Here is an 18,437-nt window from a genome sequence, read left to right as displayed (position 1 = left end):
GCATCCCGCCTCTGCGGCGGCACTGGAGCACGGCTACCAGCGCCGCCCTGGCCGACGCCGACTTCGTCCTCGACCTGCGCAGCGAGGCCTATGTCGCACTCGGGCCGGTTCCCGCCGGCGTCCCCGGGGCCTACGTGCGCGTGGTCACCGAGACGGGCCGGGCGCTCAACCACTTCAACAAGAAGTCCAAGGGCGAACTGGTGCGGACCCTCGCGCAGACACGCCCGAGGGCGAAGTCGGTGAGGGCCCTCCTCTCATGGGCCGACGAGCAGGGCATCCTGCTCAGGACGACGGCGGATGCCTGAGTGCTGGAGCTCGTCGTCGCCGAGTGAATGATTGCCGCTGGCCACCGGCGTTGGCTAGTGTGGTCACGCGTCCGCGTGGACGCGAATGCCTATCGGAGGGAAACATGGACGACTACAGCGGTTACGGCTATGGGGGGTTGAGCGCCCTGATCGGTCTGATCTGGCTGATCGCGCTGCTTGCCGGCCCCATCTTCTACGTCATCACGGCCTGGTTCCTGATGAACATCTTCGAGAAGGCCGGCGTGCAGGGCAAGTGGCGCGCCTGGGTCCCGTTCTACAACGGGATGATCTTCTTCAAGCTCGGTGATGTCAGCCCGTGGTTGCTCTTCGGCGTGTTCCTGACCTGGATCCCGTTCCTCGGCTGGCTGGTCAGCATCGGCGTGGCCGTCATGGGCATCCTGGCCGCCTACCGCGTCGGCCAGAAGCTGCAGAAGGACGGCGCGTGGATCGTGCTGTACATCCTGGTGGCTCCGGTCTGGCTGGGCATCCTCGCCTTCGACTCCTCGCGCTGGAACCCGAACATCCCGCCGTCCGCGTGGGCGACGAACAGCTTCCTCGCCGACCGCACCGTGTGGGACGGCATCCCCGTGCAGCCGTCGGCTGCTGCTGCTCCCGGCTTCGCCGCGCCCGGTTACGGCGCGCCGCAGGGCTACCAGCCGCCTGCACCGCAGGGCTACGCCCCGCAGCAGCCCGGCTACGGCGCCCCGCAGCAGCCCGGCTACCCGGCACAGCCCGGCTACGGCGCCCCCGCTCAGCCCGGATACGGCGTTCCGCAGCCCGGTGCTCCGGTACCGCCGACCGCCGCGCCCGGTGCTCCGGTGCCGCCGCCGGCCGCACCCCCGGCAGCACCTGTGCCGCCGGCTGCGCCGCCCGCGACCCCGCCGGCGCCTCCTGCACCGCCCGCACCGCCGGCCGCTGAGCCGCCGGCAGACCCGACGCAGCCCCCTGCGTGATCTGATGCGCATCGAACGCCCCCGACTCCGGTCGGGGGCGTTCCTGCGTGCGGCCTCCGCAGTTCTCCGCGTTCGATACGGTGGAGGCATGGGAACCTCGCAGCGTCGCGTCGGCGCATCCGGCCTCGTCGTCTCCGCAGCCGGACTCGGCTGCAACAACTTCGGGCGCGCGGGCACCGTGACGCAGACGCTGGAGGGGACCAGAGCCGTGATCGACGCGGCACTCGCGAACGGCGTGTTCTTCTTCGACACGGCCGACATGTACGGCGCCGAGCCGGGCAGCAGCGAGGCACTGATGGGTGAGGCCCTCGAGGGGCGTCGCGATCGCGTCGTACTGGCCACGAAGTTCGGGCACGCCCGGGACATGGGATACGACTTCCCGGGCGGCCGAGGCTCCCGGCGGTATGTGCGGTTCGCCGTCGAGCAGTCCCTGCGCCGCCTGCGCACGGACTGGATCGATCTGTACCAGCTGCACCTGCCCGATCCGCAGACGCCGATCGCCGAGACGATCGACGCCCTGGACGAGCTCGTCGACGAGGGGAAGATCCGCTACTACGGTCATTCCAACTTCGACGGCTGGCAGATCGCCGAGGCGGAGTTCACGGCCCGGGCGCGCTCCACAGGCCGGTTCATCTCCGCGCAGAACCACTACTCGCTGCTCGCGAGGGCGTCCGAGCGGGAAGTGCTGCCCGCGGCGAATCGCTACGGCCTGGGATTCTTCCCGTACTTCCCGCTGAAGAACGGCCTCCTCACCGGCAAGTTCACCCGCGAAGGGGGCCCGGCCGGGAGCCGCATCATGGAGACGCGTCCGCACATCTGGGCGGATGCGCCCTGGGATGCGCTCGAGGCCTACCAGGCGTTCTGCGACGCGCGGGGGATCACCATGCTGCAGGCCACGTTCGGGTGGCTGCTCGCCCAGCCGGGAGTGGCCAGCGTGATCGCCGGAGCCACCACACCCGCCCAGGTCGAGGCGAATGCGGCAGCCTCCGACGCCTGGGCGCCCTCCGTCGCCGAGCTGGAGGAGATCGACCGGCTGTTCCCGCTGGTCGAAGACCCCGCGTCGGCGATGTGAGCGGCGACCACTAGCATGTATCTGTATCCCGCGGATGCCCCTGCATCCGCCCACTCGACGGAGACCGCCCGTGCCTGAGACCACAACGCAGACGCACCGCGTCAGCGATGAGCTGCAGCTCGCCTGGGCCGGAGTGACCGATCGCGGTCGTCGCCGTGAGAACAACCAGGACTCGTTCCTGGCGCGGTTCCCGCTCTTCGTGGTCGCCGACGGCATGGGCGGGCATGCGGGTGGCGAGATCGCCAGCCAGAGCACGGTGGCCCGCCTCGACGAGATGGTCGGTGACGGCGAGGTGTCCGATGCCGCCATTCAGAACGCTCTGCACCACGCGGTCGACGACATCCACCTGCACCCGGAGACGACGGACGAGGGCACCGGCACCACGCTCACCGGCGCATATCTGGACCACGCCGAGGACGGCACGCCGCAGTGGACCGTGCTGAACATCGGCGACTCGCGCGTCTACCTCAAGCGCGATGACCGGCTCGTGCAGGTCACGACCGACCACTCCGTGGTGCAGGAGCTGATCGCCTCGGGCAAGATCAGCCCGGAGGAGGCCGACGGCCATCCGTACAGCAACGTGATCACGCGCGCCGTCGGCGCCAGTGAGCTCGTGCAGCCGGACTACGTGACGGTCGACCTGCGCGACGAGGACAGGCTGGTCATCTGCTCCGACGGGCTGACCAAGGAGCTCACGGACTACGGCATCCTGCATTTCCTGCGCGAGCACGAGGACCCGGCCGAGGCGGCGGAGGCCATGCTCGACGCAGCTCTGGAGAACGGCGGCGCGACAATGTCACGCTGATCGTCGTTCGCGTGCTGCTGTCGCACTCTCCCTCCACAGACGCCGATTCGGACGATTGACCGATCCGGCCTGTGGACGGGCCGGATCCGACGCTGATCGTGCGGTGCAATGGTGCGCATGGACGCCACCACGATCGTGCTTCCCGCTGTTCCCGCCGAGCCGAGACGCCCGTCGCTGCCGCTGATGGCCGCGGTCGTGCCCGTCGTCGCCGGCGTCGTCCTCTGGCTGGTCACGGGCTCGCTGTTCGCGCTGTGCTTCGCGGCGCTCGGGCTGCTGATGCTGGTCGCGTCGTTCCTCGACGGGCTGCGCACCCGGGGCAGGGAGCGCAGGCGTTCGCAGCAGGAGGCGGATGCCGGCTGGCAGCGCGCCGAGGCGGAGCTGGAGCGCCTGCACGCACAGGAGCACGCCGCCGCCTGGCGCCGCGAACCGGGCGTCGCGGAGTGCCTGGCCGAGCCGCCGCTGCGAGGGCATGAGCCGCCTGATCGGGCGACGCCGGTCGTGCTGGGCCGTGGATCCCGGACGAGCCGTGTCCAGGCCCGTGGCGGGGACGACGAGCGCTCGCGCGCGTTCCGCGTTCGGACGCAGCGGCTGGACGACGCGCCCGCGTCGGTCCCGCTCGGCGGCGGGATCTGCGTCCGCGCCGCCGAACCCGTGGCCCGGGCCGTCGCCCGCGCCCTCGTGATCCAGCTGTGCCTGCGGTTCGGTCCGACGCAGCTCGGAGTGATCGGCGGCTCCGCGCCGGACTGGTCGCTGGATGCGCTGCCGCATCGGGGCCGCCGTCGCGCGGCGTTCCGCCTCGGGCTCGATACCGGGGTGGAGGGCGCGGATGCCGTCGTGTGCATCCGCAGGCCGGGGGAGGAGGCCCCGGAGGGCGTGACCACCGTGCTCGACTGCACAGTGCCGGGGGAGGCGCGTGTGCGCACGCCCGACGGCGAGGAGTCCGTCGCGGTCGAGGCCCTCTCCGCGCAGCAGGCGCGGGCGATCGCCGCGGAGCTCGCCGGGCGGTCGGATGCCGAGGAGGCCATCCCCGACCGCATCGGTCTGGACGAACTCGCGCCGGTGGGCGCCGCAGGCCTCACCGCGGCGCTCGGGAGGGGCGAGCGAGGAGATGTGGCCGTGGACCTCGTCGAGGACGGCCCGCATGCCATCGTCACCGGCATGACGGGGACCGGCAAGAGCGAGCTGCTGACCACCTGGATCACGAGCCTCGCTGGCGCGCATCCTCCGGAGGAACTCGCCTTCGTGCTCGTCGACTTCAAGGGCGGCACGGCGTTCGACCCGCTGCGCCGTCTGCCGCACGTGGTCGCCGTCATCACCGACCTGGACGCCGAGGGGGCGCAGCGGGGCGTGGGGAGCCTGAGTGCCGAGCTGCGGCGGCGGGAGGCGGCGCTTTCGCAGGCCGGCGTCCGCGACGTCGCCGGCTGCCCCGGTCTGTCGAGGCTGGTGATCGTCGTGGACGAGTTCGCCGCACTCCTGCAGGAGCACCCCGACCTGGCGCAGATCTTCACCGACGTCGCCGCTCGCGGTCGCGCCCTCGGCATGCATCTCATCCTCGGCACGCAGCGCGCGAGCGGGGTCATCCGCGACGCCCTGGCCGCGAACTGCCCGCTGCGCGTCAGCCTGCGGGTCGCCGAAGCGGCCGACAGCCGTTTCGTGATCGGCTCGGATGCGGCATCCCATCTGCCCGGCGGGGCCGACTCGCGCGGCCTGGCCTTCGTTCGGCGTCCCAAGGACGCCGAGGCGCTGCCCGCCCGCATCGCCCTCACCGCCGAGACCGACATCGCAGGCGTCGGCCGGCGGTGGGCGGGGCACGAGTCGCAGAGAAGCCCATGGCTGCCTCCGCTGCCGGCCCGGATCCCGCTGCCGAGCGGCGTCCGTGACGGCGGCGGGGCGGTGCTCGGCCGGGCCGACGAGCCCGAGCGGCAGAGGCAGCCGTGGGTGGTACTTGGCCGCTCGGACGGGCTTTCGCTGATCGGCGGACCCGGCTCGGGCAAGAGCTCGGCCGTCGCCATGCTGGCGTCGCAGCTTTCGGGCGCGATCGTGATCCCCGCGGATCCCGAGGCCGCCTGGGACGCCGTTGCGGATCTGAGCGCGGCAACCGATCGACCTGTGCTGTGCGACGACCTGGATGTGCTGATCGGTCAGTACCCGACGGACTACGCTCAGCTCTTCCTGAGCCGCTGGGAGAGGATCGTGCGCGCCCCCACGACAGTCGTGGTCACGCTGTCGCGGGTGTCGGGGCCGGTCGGACGGCTGATCGACGCCCTCCCGCGGCGGGGGCTGCTCAGACTGACGAGCAGGGTCGAGCACATCGCGGCCGGTGGAGAGACGGCGGCGTTCGAGCGCGACCGTCCGGTCGGGCGCGCCTGGCTGGACGGGCGGGAGGTGCAGCTGTGCCTGCCCGGGTCCTCCGATGGCGCCGCATCCTCGGTTCGCATCCCACCGGCGACCGACGCGGTGTGGACGCCGTCCGAGCACCGGGCGGGGATCATTACGCAGGCGGCCGGCGCGACCCGCGCCATGCTGCGGTCCGCGCATCCCGGCCATCGCGTCGTGCCTCTCGCCGAGGCGCACGGCGCGCAGGCGGAGGCGGACGCTCCTGTCATCATCGTCGGTGATCCCGAGGAGTGGCGCGTGCAGTGGGCACTCCTGCAGGGCATCCGGTCCGCCGGGGAGCTCGTCGTCGCAGCGGAGTGCGCCAGTGAGCTGTGGCAGCTCGCGGGCGTGCGGGAACTGCCACCGTATGCGCGCGCCCACGCCGATCGGGCGTGGAGCGTGCAGGGCGGACGCATGCCGCGACGCGTGGTGCTCGGATGAGCGCGATCACCCCGCTGAGGGGAGCGCCCGTCGGACCGCGGCGGAGTTCAGAGGCCGGGGGTGACCCGGATGGAACCGACCGACTGCCCGCCGCCGAGCACCGACAGCGGCAGCGCCGCGGTCAGCGTCGCCACATCGGCATCCGTCAGCGCCCCGGCGCGGGCGAGCAGCGTCGCGGCGACGATCGTCGCCGCGCGGCCGTTGCCGTCGAGCACCTTCAGCGCCGCGGTCGCGCCGTTCGGGGCGACCATGACCATCACGCCCTCGGCACCGCCCTTCGCGAACACACCGAGCGTCTCGATCGCGATCGTGTCCGGCTCACCGGGACCGGCGATCGTCCACGGGTTCTCGCGCACGGCGCGCACCAGGGTGCCGGCCACGCGATGCAGAGCGAACGGAGAGCGCTCCGACGCCGAGCCGATCCGGTGGATGCCACGGGCGAGTCCGGTCAGGGTGATCGCGTGCACCGGCGCACCGCAGCCGTCGACCGACGTGTGCGCGATCTTCTCACCGGTGAGCCGCTCGACGACCTCGCGGATGTGCACCTGCAGCGGATGCGCGGGATCCAGGTACCCCGCGGTCGGCCACCCTGTGGCCACGCACGCGCGGAGCATGAGCGCGTGCTTGCCGGAGCAGTTCATCCGGATGCGGGACTCCGCCGCGTGATCGCTGATCATCTCCCGCCGGGTGGCGGCATCCGAGGGCCAGGCGGGCGGGCAGCCCAGATCGTCCTCGGTCAGACCACCGGCGGCGAGGATCTCGCGCACGACCTCAGCGTGTCGATCGGTGCCGGAGTGGCTGGCCGTGCCGAGCGCGAGCTGCTCGCCCTCCAGTGCGGCGCCTGCGGTGAGGCTGGCGACCGCCTGCAGCGGCTTGAGGCTCGAGCGGGGGAGGATCAGGGCATCCGCGTTCCCGTACTGGGCGACGACATCGCCCTCCGGCGACAGCACGACCGCAGCGCCCGCGTGGCGGGACTCCACGAAGCCGCTGCGCTCCACGACGGCGAGTTCGACAGCATCACGGACAGTAAGGGTCTCCAGCACCAGACCAGCCTAATGCGCCGCATCGCGCCTTCCTGCAGACGACGTCGCCCCGCCGGGAGACCGTCCCGCTGCTTCTCGAAGATGAAAGACTGGCGGCATGGCACAGCATCCGCTCGGCGAGCACCGGTACGCACTCACCGCCACCTGGACCGGCGACCGCGGCAGCGGCACGAGCGGCTACCGGGACTACGCGCGCGACGTGACGATCTCGATCGACGGCAAACCGGACCTGCTCGCCTCCGCCGACCGTCCGTTCCGCGGTGATCCCGCCCGATGGAATCCGGAGGACATGCTGATCGCCGCGCTCGCCGAGTGCCATCTGCTCTCCTACCTGCACGCCTGCGTCACGGCCGGCGTCGTCGTCACCTCGTATCGCGATGAGGCGACCGGGCTCATGCGCGAGGACGGCCGCGGCGGCGGAGCGTTCGCCGAGGTGGTGCTGCATCCGCAGGTGACGGTCGCCGACCCGTCCATGATCGAGGCCGCCGAGCAGGCTCACCACCAGGCGCACGACTGGTGCTTCATCGCGAACTCGGTGAACTTCCCGGTCCGCCATGAGGCGACGGTGACCGTCGCCGCGCTCGGGAGCTGACGTCAGCGCCGCTCGTGCGGCAGCGCCTGCTTGATCTTGTCGATCGGGTTCTGCGCCGGCGGCTCGTTGTACACGCCCGCGAGCTCCTGCTCGCTGAGCGCGTGGATGGCGGCCATGATCTCGTCAGTCGCGAGTCGACGGGCCCTGCCGCTGGTGGCGGGGCCGTGCTTCGACACGTCGATGGGCTCGCCGAAGCGCACCGTGATGCGCTCCTTGACCGACGGCATCTTCGCACCGACGGGCATCACGCGGTCGGTTCCGATCAGCCCGACCGGGACGACGGGCGCACCGGTCTGCAGGGCGAGGAAGGCGACGCCGGTCCTGCCCTTGTACAGCCGACCGTCGGTGGACCGCGTCCCCTCCGGGTAGAGGGCGACGGCCAGGCCCTGATCGAGCAGCTGGCGCTGCTGATCCAGAGCGTCCAGCGCGGCCTGGCCGGCACCGCGCCGCACGGGGATGGCGCCGACGGAGGTGAAGAACTCCCTCGAGAGCGCACCCTTCACGCCCGTGCCCTCGAAGTAACTCGACTTCGCGAGGAAGTGCACGGGGCGAGGGGCGGCGACCGGGATCGCCATGGAGTCGATGAACGACAGGTGGTTGCTGGCGAGGATCACCGCGCCGCGCTTGGGCACGTTCTCGCGCCCCTCGATGTGGGGACGGTACACGATCCGGGCCAGGGGGGCGGCGACCATGCGACCGACCGCGTACTTGAATCCGGCATGTCGGGGGGTGTGCGATTCCGGCTCGTGCTCGGACCCGACCGACTGCGCAGAACTCATCCGTGAAGTTTATCGAGCGCCGCATTCCGGTCGCGGAATGTCCCCGATGCGTGTTCGTTCAGCCGCGGCAAAGCCGGATGCGCGAAGATGGACACTTCCCTTCAGCGATTCCGAGGTCTCATCTTGCGCCTGCGTCCCCTGGCCCTCCTGTCCACCATCGCCGTCTCGGCGCTGCTCCTGGCCGGCTGCTCCGGCAGCGCGTCGCCGAGTCCGACCTCGACCGACTCCGCGAGCGGCGATGTCTGCGCGCAGACCGCAGAGCCGGGTGCGATCTCCGACGGCATCAAGGTCGACGGTCAGTTCGGCACGCCGTCGAAGGCCACCTTCACGCTCAAGCAGGACATCAAGAAGCTGCAGCGCACGGTGATCACCAAGGGCGACGGCGCGACGGTCAAGAAGGGCGAGTTCGTCTCCTACGCCCTCAGCGCGTTCAACACGACCACCGGCGAGCACCTCGGCGACGCGGGCTATCCGGGCACCGAGCAGATGCTGCCGCAGAACGTTCTCGCGAATCCCACCCTCGCCCAGGTGATCGGCTGCGCCACGGTCGGCTCGCGCCTGGCCGTCGCATTCCCGACCGGTTCCAACGGCGCCGAGTCCCAGATCTACATCGTCGACGTGCTCGGCACCGTCCCGACGGCGGCGTGGGGCGAGGAGCAGGCGCCCGTCGACGGGATGCCCGCGGTCAAGCTCGCCAAGAACGGCGAGCCCAGCATCTCGATTCCGAAGACCGACGCCCCCACCGAACTGAAGGTGTCGGTGCTCAAGCAGGGCGACGGTGAGGCGGTCGCCGACGGCGACACCACGCTGCTGCAGTACTACGGCGTCAACTGGGCCGACGGCAAGAGCTTCGACTCGTCGTGGAAGAACGGCGAGCCCATCTCCATCCCCGGCAACACCTACGTGCCCGGTTTCGTTCAGGCGCTCGCCGGTCAGAAGGTCGGTTCGCAGGTGCTGGTCGTCATCCCGCCGGCGCTCGGCTACGGCGACAAGGAGCAGGGATCGATCCCGGCGAACTCGACCCTCGTGTTCGTGATCGACATCCTGGCCACGCAGCACGCGCCCGCCGCCAAGTAGGCATCCTCGCACCGTCAGTGCGCCGGCCCCGCTCCTGCAGGGCCGGCGCACTCTCGCATAGGCTGGCGGCATGCGTCGCATCATCGTCCTCGGCTCCACCGGCTCCATCGGCACGCAGGCCCTGGATGTGATCCGCGCCAATCCCCGCCGCTTCGAGCTGGTCGGGATCTCGGCGGGATCGAACGCCGAGATGATGGCCGGTCAGGCGGAGGAGTTCCACCTCGAGCACACGGCGCTCGGCGCGGCGGAGTCCGAGCAGCTGGTCCGCGACGTGGAGGCGGACGTCGTGCTCAACGCCATCACGGGCTCCATCGGACTCGGGTCGACGCTGGCCGCGCTGAAGGCGGGGCGCACCCTCGCCCTGGCCAACAAGGAATCACTGATCGTCGGCGGTGCACTCGTGCGCGCCGCGGCGGAGAGGGACCAGATCGTCCCGGTCGACTCCGAGCACTCGGCGATCGCCCAGGCACTCCGATCGGGCACCGGCGCCGAGGTGCGGCGGCTCGTCGTCACGGCATCCGGTGGACCCTTCCGAGGCCGCACCAGGGCCGAGCTCGGCGATGTGACACCCGCGGAGGCCCTCGCGCACCCGACCTGGGACATGGGGCGGATGGTCACGACCAACTCCGCCACGCTCGTCAACAAGGGCCTGGAGGTCATCGAGGCGCACCTGCTCTTCGACGTGCCGTATGACGACATCGAGGTGGTCGTGCACCCGCAGTCGATCGTGCACTCGATGGTCGAGTTCGTCGACGGCTCCACGATCGCCCAGGCGTCGCCCCCGGACATGCGCCTGCCGATCTCGTTGGGGCTGGACTGGCCGAACCGCGTCGGCGGGGTGGGGAAGCCGCTGGACTGGCGGCAGGCGACCAGCTGGACGTTCGAGCCCCTCGACGGCGAGGCGTTCCCGTCGGTGGGCCTGGCGAAGTCCGTGGGCCGCGCGGGCGGCACGTTCCCCGCGGTCTACAACGCCGCCAACGAGCAGGCCGTGGACGCCTTCCACGAGGGCCGGCTGCCGTTCCTCGGCATCGTCGACACGATCGAGCGCGTCATCGAGGCGCACGACGCCCCGGACGACCTCACGCTCGAGACGCTGGCCGAGGCCGAGACCTGGGCGCGTGCCAAAGCGGACGCGCTGATCGCCTCCGCCTGATTCCAGACGGGCGGGCTCTGTCAGACCCGGTCGTCGTAGGGGACGGGCCAGTGCGAGTCGGGGGCGGGCCAGCCGGCGGCGATGAGCGCACGCCGGGCGAGCTCGCGGGCCGAGTACGGGGTGCGCACACCGCGGATGTCGCGGTAGTCCTGGTGGCCGGGACCGGCCCACAGGATCGCGTCGCCTTCGCCGACCATGCCGACGGCCGCCACGATCGCCTTCTCCGGCGGGGAGAACTCGTGGATCTCGGCATCCGGTCGCGCCTTGCGGGCTCCGGCGACGAGGGTCGCGCGAATGGAGTCCGGGTCCTCGAAGCGCGGGTGATGGTCGGTGACGACCAGGATGTCACTGCCTTCGACGGCCGTGCGGGCCATGTCGTAGCGCTTGGTGGCGTCGCGGTCGCCGTCGGCGCCGAACAGCATCAGCACCTTGCCCGGCGTGACCCGGCGGACCGCGGCGAGGGTCTTCTCGAAGGCATCCGGGGAGTGGCCGAAGTCGACGTACACGGCTGGCCCGGTCTCGCCGGAGATGAACTGGGTGCGACCGGGCAGGTACGCCAGGATCTGGCCGTCCCGCTCGAAAGCCGCAGCGATGCGGTCCCAGTCGTAGCCGGCCTCGAGCAGCATCACGATCGCGAGTCCGGCGTTCGCGGCCATGTGCTGACCGATCACCGGCACCATGGTCGTCAGCGCGCGTCCGCCGCGGCCGGTGAGCGTGAACACCGTGCCCGCCTGCCGTTCGTCGTCGATGGTGACGACCCAGTCGGCCGCGGCGGCGGCATCCGGATCGGCGGCGATCGACGGGGTCCCGACGGTGACGACGGGGATGCTCGCGGCCTCGACGACGCGCGGGCTGTACGCCGAGTCCAGGCTGATCACACCGCGGCGGGCGCGCTCGGGGGTGAACAGCGGCAGCTTCGCCTGGAAGTACTCCTCCATGTCGGCGTAGTCGTCGAGGTGGTCGTGCGAGAGGTTCGTGAAGCCGGCCACGTCGAACACGATGCCGTCCACGCGGTGGCGGGAGAGCGCCTGCGCGCTGACCTCGACGGCGACGGCCTCGACGTTCTGCTCGCGCATCAGCGCGAGCAGGGCGTGCATCTCGGATGCCTCGGGGGTGGTGAGCCGGGAGACGATGACCTCACCGGCGATGTGCCGCTCCGCGGTGGAGGAGAGACCCGAGACGACGCCGAGCTGGTCGAAGACGCCCTGCAGCAGGTGCGAGACGCTGGTCTTGCCGTTGGTGCCGGTGGTGCCGAACAGCAGCGGCAGGGGGTCCGATGCCCCGGTGCCATACACCCACGCGCTCAGCTCGCCCAACACGCCGCGGGGATCGTCGACGATCACGATCGGCAGACCCGCTGATGCCGCGATGTCGGCGCCGGCGGCGTCCGTGATGATCGCGACCGCACCCTGATCGGCTGCGGTCTGCGCGAACTCGGCACCGTGCCGGTTCACGCCCTGGATCGCGACGAAGGCCTCCCCGGCGCGGAGATCGGCGGTGGCGAGCGTGATGCCGCTGAGCTGAACGCCCGCGAGATCGCCGCGGACCTCCGTTGCGAAGCGGTCTGCGAGCTCGGCCAGAGCACGACGGGGTGGGTCGGCGGGGCGGAGCACGGGCGGCAGTGAGGGCTGAGTGGTCATAGCGTCTCCATGATCTCACGCACAGCGGAGGGATCCTGCGGATTGGAGGCGCCCGGCGTGCGCCGGGCACCTCCTCGCGGGTGCGCTACGCGCGCCGACGGTACGCGCGGACGGCCACCAGGAGGGCCGCCACGGCGATCACCAGTCCGCCGCCCCCGAGCAGCATCGGCAGGATCGCCGCCGGCTTCTCCGTGCTCGACGACGATGCCTCCGGGGCGGCCGTGTGCTCGTCGCCGTGCGTGCCCTGCTGACCGTGCTCGCCGGAGGCGCCGGCAGCGGTCAGCGCGACGACGGGGCCGGTGAGTCCAGATCGTGGGCGTTCTCGCCGTCCTTCGCCACCTGGGTCCACTCGTTCGTGCCCGAGACGCAGCGCTGCTCGACGGGGAAGACCAGTTCATCGGCGGCGTTCTTGTCGGTGATGACGGCCAGCTCCACCGAACCGCGCAGATCGACAGGCACGGGCTGCGCGGCGGTGAACGTGACGGCGGTGATCGTCCCGCCCGCATCCTTCTCGATGTCTGCCGCCCAATCACCGTCGAACGCGGGCCAGGCGCTGCCGATGCCCTTCGGCATCGTGACGCGCAGCGAGGTGGTCGGGGACTCGCCGCAGCCGTGGCTGAACGAGAAGGTCAGCGGCGTGACCTGGCCGGCCGGGATCCGGTCCGGTGAGACGCCCACGTGTGCGGAGGCCGCGGTGGGTGCGGCGATGAGGAACAGGGCGAGGGTGGCAGCGGCGATGCCGCCGCGACGGATGGTAAGAGACATGGATGGTCCTTCATGGATGGGGGCCGCGCACGCGCGCGGCGAGAAGATGCTCCGCGCGTGAGCGCGCGGACGGATGCCGTCGCAGGGCGCGATCGGCGGGACGCGGTCCGGCCGGCCGGACGGCGATGACGGGCTGGACGCCCGGAAGGTCAGCTGAGCGCCGACGCAGGAGGACCGCGCCGCCAGGCGCAGTCGGCGAGCAGCCGATCGAGGAGGGGAGCCTCGGTGCGCGCGGCGGTCGCCGGTGCCGCCAAAGGATGCGCAGGGGCGGTCTGCGGGAGGCGCAGCAGGGTGCGAACCCAGCGCGCGATCGTGCGGACCAGCAGCTCGCCGCGCCAGAGCAGCAGCGTGGTGACGAGGGCCGCCAGCAGATGGGCGAGCAGCATGCCGGGAGACGACGACAGCAGGTCGGGATGCGGTCCTGACGCGAGCTCGAGGACGATCGGACCGTGCTGGTGCCCGCCCACGAGGCCCGTGGGGGCGATGCCGCCGGTCAGTTCGAACAGCGCATGGAAGACGAACTGCGTCGAGAGCACGGCTCCGGTGAGTCCGGGCAGCCGGATCCGCGTGCCCACCAGGAGAGCGGCGAGCGGCGAGAGGAGCACCGCGACGGTGACGATCAGCAGCGGGTGGGGTGCGGTGCCGCCGCCGACGGTGTGCGAGACGGCGGCGAGGATCGTCGCGACGGAAGAGGCCGCAGCGCCGCGGAACAGGCGCAGCTGGCGGGTCGTCACCTCTTCAGCCTAGCCGGATGCACAGCGAGGGCACAGCGGATTCCTCGGCGCGGGGCACTAGCGTGGTCGGGTGGAGATCCTGCTGTATCTGGGCGGCATCCTGTTCATGCTCGTCGGTCTCGGCGTGTCGATCGGGCTGCACGAGGTGGGCCATCTGGTGCCCGCGAAGCTGTTCGGCGTGCGCGTGGGCCAGTACATGATCGGCTTCGGACCGGGGCTGTGGTCCAAGCGGATCGGCGAGACCGAGTACGGTTTCAAGGCGCTTCCCGTCGGCGGATTCATCTCGATGTCGGGCATGTACCCGCCCTCGACGAAGACCGGACCGGCGAAGGGTGTCTTCGCCGCCCTGGTGCAGGACGCCCGCACGGCCAACGACGAGACGATCGCCGAGGGCGAGGAGGAGCGCGTCTTCTACCGCCTGCCGGTGTGGAAGCGTGTGATCGTCATGCTCGGCGGCCCCGTCATGAACCTGGTCCTGGCCGTGCTGCTCTTCACGCTGATGGCATCCGGGATCGGCATCCAGCAGGCCAGCACGACGGTCGCCTCGGTCAGCGAGTGCATGATCCCCGCGACCGCGACGAAGCAGCAGACCTGCGCTGCGGACGACCCGGCCGCCCCGGCCGCTGAGTCCGGGTTCGAGCCCGGCGACCGCCTGGTCAGCATGGACGGCGAGCCTGTCGCCACCTTCGCGGCCGCGTCGCAGATCATCCAGGACTCTCCCGGACGCACCCTCGAGGTGGTGGTGGAGCGGAAGGGCGAGGAGGTCACGCTGCAGCTGACCCCGGTCGCCGCCCAGCGTCAGCAGACGGATGCCCAGGGCCGGCCCGTCACCGACAAGGGCGGCAAGCCCGTCACCCGCAGCGTGGGCTACGCGGGCATCACCGCGCAGCTGGAGTACGCGCACCAGCCGATCTGGACCGGCGCCCAGATGACCTGGCAGCAGGTCGGCGGAGTGACGAACCTGATCATCCAGCTGCCGCAGAAGCTCTGGAACGTCGGCGAGTCGCTGATCACCGGATCGCAGCGCGACCCGAACGGCCCGCTCAGCGTGGTCGGCGTCGGGCGCATCGCCGGGGAGGTGGCGGCGACCAACGCTCCGGTGCTCGACCGCCTCGCGGTGCTGCTGAACCTGCTCGCGGCGCTGAACGTCGCGCTCTTCGTGTTCAACCTGATCCCGTTGCTGCCGTTGGACGGCGGGCACATCGTGGTCGCGCTGTGGGAGGGGATCAAGCGCCTGTGGGCGAAGGTCACCGGGCGTCCCGAACCCGCTCCCGTGGACGCGACGCGCCTCGTGCCGGTCACGGTCGTGGTCGCCGTGCTGCTGATCGCGATGGGGGCGCTGCTGATCATCGCCGACATCGTCAAGCCGATGAACCTGCTCGGCGGCTGACGCCGATCGCTCAGCCAGCGCGGCTAGCGTGACGGGATGCAGTCGCATCCGCACGCGCTCCGGTACCGTACGTCCGGTCTGCGCCGGGCGACCTGGCGGATCTGGCCGTGGCTGAACTGGCTGCTGCCGATCGGCTTCGTGCTGTTCTGCCTGTGGTGCGCGACGACCACTGGTGGTGAGACTGCCTTCCTCATCGTGCTGGCCTCGCCGTTGCTGATTCCCGCAGCAGGTCTGCTCGGGGCTCTGCCCCGGTTCGCGCTGCGCCGTCAGGGCGCGCAGGCGACGCCCCTGCCTCAGGTCGCCTTGCTCGCGGTGCTGTGGTGGAGCTGGACTGCCCTTGCAGCCGCGATGCCGGACCGTACCATCGAACTGGACCCTTCCGAGTCGGTTCCGGTTCCTTCGCTGCTGCACCGCCTGGTCGGCGATCCCGCGGGAGGAGTGCTCTCGACATGGGTCTTCTCGGCGGCGATCCTGTGCGGGGTCGCCGCGTGGAGTCTGCTCCTCGTGCGGGGACTGGGAGCCCTCGCGATCCGGCATCCGCGGCGCTGGGAGCGCGCGGGATGGGCTGCGATCGCGCTGGCGCCGCTGCTGCTCGCCGGCGTCGGAGGGCTCGGCGTGGCTCTCGGACAGGTGCAGACGGATGCCGCTGGCGAGCCGCGCGTGCAGGTGACGGCCCGCAGCGCGGACCAGCAGATCGCACTCGCCGAGCAGCGATACGACGCGGTGCAGCAGGTGGTTGCCGACCTGCGCGCCGCTGCGGCGCCCGGCGGATGGGGCTCACAGCAGGCCTGCGCGGAATCCCTGGACGACGACGGGCGCGGCTGGGACGCGTATCGGCTGCGCATCGGTTTCCGTCATGCCGCGAGCTTCGACCTGGACCACGCTGCGCTGGTGAAGGCCATCACGGATGCCGGCTGGAGCATCACTCGTGACCAGGAGGGGTCGCTGCTGATCGAGGCCACCGGCCCGCAGGGTGCGCACCTGAGGTTCGCGGCCAACGGCGACGCACCGCTCTCGATCACCGCGACCGCTGGGTCCTTCTGGGAGTCGGCGGATCGGCCGGTGTCGTCATCCTGGTGCAGCGCGCATGGCGGGTACAGCAGCAGCCCCGGAGTCCGCGGAGACGGCGCGGATGCCGCGTGGTGGCCGCCGCTGCACTGACTCAGCTCAGCTCAGCTCAGCGCGTGCGCGGTGAGCCGTTCCAGAGTGGCGATCCCGTCGCGGGACAGGATCGATTCCAGGTGCCCCTGGATCGAGGCGAAGCGCTCGCCGCGCAGCGCGTAGACGTCACCGCTCTCCGCATCCGCGGCGACCTCCGCCTCGCCGACCCGCGTGGTTCCGGGGGCGACGCGGGCTGTGAAGGTGTTGTAGAAGCCGACCGACGCGTCCTCCCCGAACACCGGCACGGTCTTCTGCACGCCCTGGTACGGAGAGTCCAGCGGCACCAGGTCGATGCCGAGACCGTCGGCGAGGATCTGGTGACTCAGGCACACGGCCAGCAGGGGCGAGCCTGTCGCACGACGCCGAGCGACGACCTGCTGCATCCGGGCGATGCGCGGCGACGACGGGTCGCGCGGGTCGCCGGGGCCGGGCCCGGACACCACCAGGTCGGCGGCGTCGACGGCCTCATCGGTCACCTCGGACCAGGGCGCGATGGTCACGTCCAGGCCGAGATGGCGCAGCTGGTGCGCGAGCATCGTCGTGAAGCGGTCCTCGGCATCCACGACGAGCGCGCTGCGCCCGCCGAAGCGGCCGGCGGCGGCCGCGTCCTGCGGCTGCATCCAGAAGTCCGCCAGGCGCGTGTTGCGGGACGCCAGGAGCGCCGCGATCTCGGGATCGTCCGCCAGTCGCGCGGGCGCCGGCGCGTCGTCGTCACGCGTCTCCGCGACATGATCGCGTTCGATGGCGCCGATCGCGCCCAGCACTCCCGCGGCCTTGCCGTGCGTCTCGCCCACCTCGCCCAGTGGGTCGGAGTGACGCACGAGGGTCGCTCCGACCGGCACGCGGAGGTGTCCCCGATCCAGGTAGGCGGTGCGGATCAGGATCGGCGCGTCGAGGTCGTGGCCGCCGTCGGCGTTCGGGGTGAACAGCGCGGCGACGCCCGAGTAGTAACCCCGCGGTGCGCGCTCGTGCCGGCGGATGACCGCGCACGCGTTCTGCATGGGGGAGCCGGTCACCGTCGGGGCGAACATGGTCTCGCGCAGGATGTCACGCGGGTCCAGGCGGCTGCGTCCGCGCAGCATGTACTCGGTGTGCGTGAGCCGCGACATCTCCTTCAGATGCGGGCCGGTGATGCGGCCGCCGTCCGAGCAGACCTGGCTCATCATCTTGAGCTCCTCGTCCACGACCATGAACAGCTCCTCGGTCTCCTTGGTCGAGGAGAGGAACTCGGTCAGCGACTCGCGGGTCGCGCCGCCCGCGGGGTGGCGGAACGTCCCCGAGATGGGGTTCATGGTCACGATGCCGTCGCGGGCGACGACGTGCGCCTCCGGGCTCGCGCCCACCGCGATCTGTCCCGGGGTGATGACGGCGAACGTCCAGTACGCGCCCCGCTCGTGCTCGAGCAGCGCGCGGAACCAGGTGAGCGCGGCGATGCGATCGTCGCACTCGTATCCGGCGCGGTAGTCCCTGCGGATGACGAAGTTCGCGCCCTCGCCGCGGCCGATCTCCTCGGCGATGACCTGCTCGACGATGTCCGCGTACTCGTCGTCGGAGATGTCGAAGCCGCCACCGCGCAGGTCGATCGGCGTGTCGGGCAGCGCGGCGCGAAGCTCCTCGGCATCCAGCCCTTCGCGCTCGGCGACCAGCAGGCACCGCAGGGGAGTGCCGTCGTCCTGCGCCTCGAACCCGCGCTCGCGCACCTGCCGGTAGGGCACCATCGCGAACACCTCGCGGGGGCCGTCCGCGCCCTCCAGGGGGATGTCGGACAGCGTCTCGACGTCGACGATCTCGCCGGTGAGCAGTTCGACGACGCCGTCGCGGGCGATCAGCACGAAAGAGGTCTCGGGGTCGGCGGCGAGAGCGCGGATGCGGCGCTTCAGGTCGGTCATCGGGGTCTCCAGGTTCTGGGAATCCGGTGCGGAGAACGAAAAAAGACCGCCCCGGAAGGCGGTCGTGTTCTCGTGGTTCGCGAAACACCGCCTAGAAGGCGGGCCACCAGGTGCGGGTCGCGGACATACCGCGAAAGTATCACATCAGAGATGACCGCCGGCGCGGCGTGACGTCACCAGATGCTGCCGCCGGGGATCGAGTCGTCGGGGTCGAAGGCATGGTCGACGACCAGGCGCACCGCCCGGGCCAGGTCCTGCTCGG

The 18,437-nt window shown here is 71.2% G+C and carries 15 protein-coding genes and 1 pseudogene; 10 read left to right on the top strand and 6 right to left on the bottom strand.

The window, feature by feature from the left end:
* From BGN97_RS02965 to BGN97_RS02945, 5 genes and pseudogenes are all read left to right on the top strand, one after another.
* Positions 1 to 305 (top strand): annotated as a pseudogene (locus BGN97_RS02965) (peroxide stress protein YaaA); the annotation flags it as partial.
* A 104-nt stretch (positions 306 to 409) separates the two neighbouring features.
* The gene (locus BGN97_RS02960; protein ID WP_292697891.1) at positions 410 to 1,258 is read left to right on the top strand and encodes a DUF5684 domain-containing protein; all 849 of its coding nucleotides are present in this window, start codon (positions 410 to 412) and stop codon (positions 1,256 to 1,258) included.
* An 88-nt stretch (positions 1,259 to 1,346) separates the two neighbouring features.
* Positions 1,347 to 2,330 (top strand): aldo/keto reductase, encoded by a 984-nt coding sequence (locus tag BGN97_RS02955; protein ID WP_292697889.1) that lies wholly within the window; start codon positions 1,347 to 1,349, stop codon positions 2,328 to 2,330.
* A gap of 70 nt (positions 2,331 to 2,400) precedes the next feature.
* Positions 2,401 to 3,135 (top strand): protein phosphatase 2C domain-containing protein, encoded by a 735-nt coding sequence (locus tag BGN97_RS02950; RefSeq protein ID WP_363331390.1) that lies wholly within the window; start codon positions 2,401 to 2,403, stop codon positions 3,133 to 3,135.
* Between the two features lie 117 nt (positions 3,136 to 3,252).
* Positions 3,253 to 5,952, top strand: coding sequence for an FtsK/SpoIIIE domain-containing protein (locus tag BGN97_RS02945; RefSeq protein ID WP_292697886.1), 2,700 nt, complete (start codon positions 3,253 to 3,255; stop codon positions 5,950 to 5,952).
* Positions 5,953 to 5,999: 47 nt separating this feature from the next.
* Here BGN97_RS02945 and BGN97_RS02940 read toward each other — a convergent pair whose 3' ends face one another.
* Entirely contained in the window at positions 6,000 to 6,995 is a 996-nt protein-coding gene (locus BGN97_RS02940) for an asparaginase (protein ID WP_292697884.1), read from the bottom strand.
* A gap of 97 nt (positions 6,996 to 7,092) precedes the next feature.
* Between BGN97_RS02940 and BGN97_RS02935 the strand changes: the two genes are divergently transcribed.
* A complete protein-coding gene (locus BGN97_RS02935) occupies positions 7,093 to 7,587 on the top strand; it encodes an OsmC family protein (RefSeq protein ID WP_292697882.1) in 495 nt (164 codons plus the stop codon).
* A gap of 2 nt (positions 7,588 to 7,589) precedes the next feature.
* Here BGN97_RS02935 and BGN97_RS02930 read toward each other — a convergent pair whose 3' ends face one another.
* Complete coding sequence (locus tag BGN97_RS02930; protein ID WP_292697920.1) at positions 7,590 to 8,279, bottom strand: lysophospholipid acyltransferase family protein; 690 nt, start codon at positions 8,277 to 8,279, stop codon at positions 7,590 to 7,592.
* A gap of 210 nt (positions 8,280 to 8,489) precedes the next feature.
* Between BGN97_RS02930 and BGN97_RS02925 the strand changes: the two genes are divergently transcribed.
* Positions 8,490 to 9,443, top strand: coding sequence for an FKBP-type peptidyl-prolyl cis-trans isomerase (locus BGN97_RS02925; RefSeq protein ID WP_292697880.1), 954 nt, complete (start codon positions 8,490 to 8,492; stop codon positions 9,441 to 9,443).
* 70 nt (positions 9,444 to 9,513) lie between these two features.
* Positions 9,514 to 10,596, top strand: coding sequence for a 1-deoxy-D-xylulose-5-phosphate reductoisomerase (dxr, locus tag BGN97_RS02920; protein WP_292697878.1), 1,083 nt, complete (start codon positions 9,514 to 9,516; stop codon positions 10,594 to 10,596).
* A 20-nt stretch (positions 10,597 to 10,616) separates the two neighbouring features.
* Here dxr and BGN97_RS02915 read toward each other — a convergent pair whose 3' ends face one another.
* The 3 genes from BGN97_RS02915 to BGN97_RS02905 form a co-directional block, all read right to left on the bottom strand.
* The gene (locus BGN97_RS02915) at positions 10,617 to 12,236 is read right to left on the bottom strand and encodes a UDP-N-acetylmuramoyl-L-alanyl-D-glutamate--2,6-diaminopimelate ligase (RefSeq protein ID WP_292697876.1); all 1,620 of its coding nucleotides are present in this window, start codon (positions 12,234 to 12,236) and stop codon (positions 10,617 to 10,619) included.
* A 279-nt stretch (positions 12,237 to 12,515) separates the two neighbouring features.
* Positions 12,516 to 13,001 (bottom strand): DUF1775 domain-containing protein, encoded by a 486-nt coding sequence (locus tag BGN97_RS02910; protein ID WP_292697874.1) that lies wholly within the window; start codon positions 12,999 to 13,001, stop codon positions 12,516 to 12,518.
* Between the two features lie 149 nt (positions 13,002 to 13,150).
* On the bottom strand, positions 13,151 to 13,735 hold the full coding sequence (locus BGN97_RS02905; protein ID WP_292697873.1) for a hypothetical protein: 585 nt from the start codon (positions 13,733 to 13,735) through the stop codon (positions 13,151 to 13,153).
* Positions 13,736 to 13,805: 70 nt separating this feature from the next.
* Here BGN97_RS02905 and BGN97_RS02900 point away from each other — a divergent pair, with 70 nt between their 5' ends.
* The gene (locus BGN97_RS02900) at positions 13,806 to 15,125 is read left to right on the top strand and encodes a site-2 protease family protein (RefSeq protein ID WP_292697871.1); all 1,320 of its coding nucleotides are present in this window, start codon (positions 13,806 to 13,808) and stop codon (positions 15,123 to 15,125) included.
* A 36-nt stretch (positions 15,126 to 15,161) separates the two neighbouring features.
* Entirely contained in the window at positions 15,162 to 16,286 is a 1,125-nt protein-coding gene (locus BGN97_RS02895) for a hypothetical protein (RefSeq protein WP_292697869.1), read from the top strand.
* Between the two features lie 11 nt (positions 16,287 to 16,297).
* On the opposite strand, the gene BGN97_RS02890 is transcribed toward BGN97_RS02895, so the two are convergent.
* Positions 16,298 to 18,175, bottom strand: coding sequence for a chorismate-binding protein (locus BGN97_RS02890; RefSeq protein ID WP_292697867.1), 1,878 nt, complete (start codon positions 18,173 to 18,175; stop codon positions 16,298 to 16,300).
* Positions 18,176 to 18,437 lie beyond the last annotated feature (262 nt).

This window comes from Microbacterium sp. 69-10 (assembly GCF_001897945.1).
Classification (GTDB): Bacteria; Actinomycetota; Actinomycetes; order Actinomycetales; family Microbacteriaceae; genus Microbacterium.
This window is presented reverse-complemented; position numbering and strand designations above follow the sequence as displayed.

Coding starts and splice junctions, on each gene's coding strand:
- BGN97_RS02960 (WP_292697891.1), top strand. CDS start 410: ATGGACGACTACAGCGGTTACGGCTATGGGGGGTTGAGCGCCCTGATC.
- BGN97_RS02955 (WP_292697889.1), top strand. CDS start 1,347: ATGGGAACCTCGCAGCGTCGCGTCGGCGCATCCGGCCTCGTCGTCTCC.
- BGN97_RS02945 (WP_292697886.1), top strand. CDS start 3,253: ATGGACGCCACCACGATCGTGCTTCCCGCTGTTCCCGCCGAGCCGAGA.
- BGN97_RS02935 (WP_292697882.1), top strand. CDS start 7,093: ATGGCACAGCATCCGCTCGGCGAGCACCGGTACGCACTCACCGCCACC.
- BGN97_RS02930 (WP_292697920.1), bottom strand. CDS start 8,279: ATGGTCGCCGCCCCCCTGGCCCGGATCGTGTACCGTCCCCACATCGAG.
- dxr (WP_292697878.1), top strand. CDS start 9,514: ATGCGTCGCATCATCGTCCTCGGCTCCACCGGCTCCATCGGCACGCAG.
- BGN97_RS02915 (WP_292697876.1), bottom strand. CDS start 12,236: ATGACCACTCAGCCCTCACTGCCGCCCGTGCTCCGCCCCGCCGACCCA.
- BGN97_RS02910 (WP_292697874.1), bottom strand. CDS start 13,001: ATGTCTCTTACCATCCGTCGCGGCGGCATCGCCGCTGCCACCCTCGCC.
- BGN97_RS02895 (WP_292697869.1), top strand. CDS start 15,162: ATGCAGTCGCATCCGCACGCGCTCCGGTACCGTACGTCCGGTCTGCGC.
- BGN97_RS02890 (WP_292697867.1), bottom strand. CDS start 18,175: ATGACCGACCTGAAGCGCCGCATCCGCGCTCTCGCCGCCGACCCCGAG.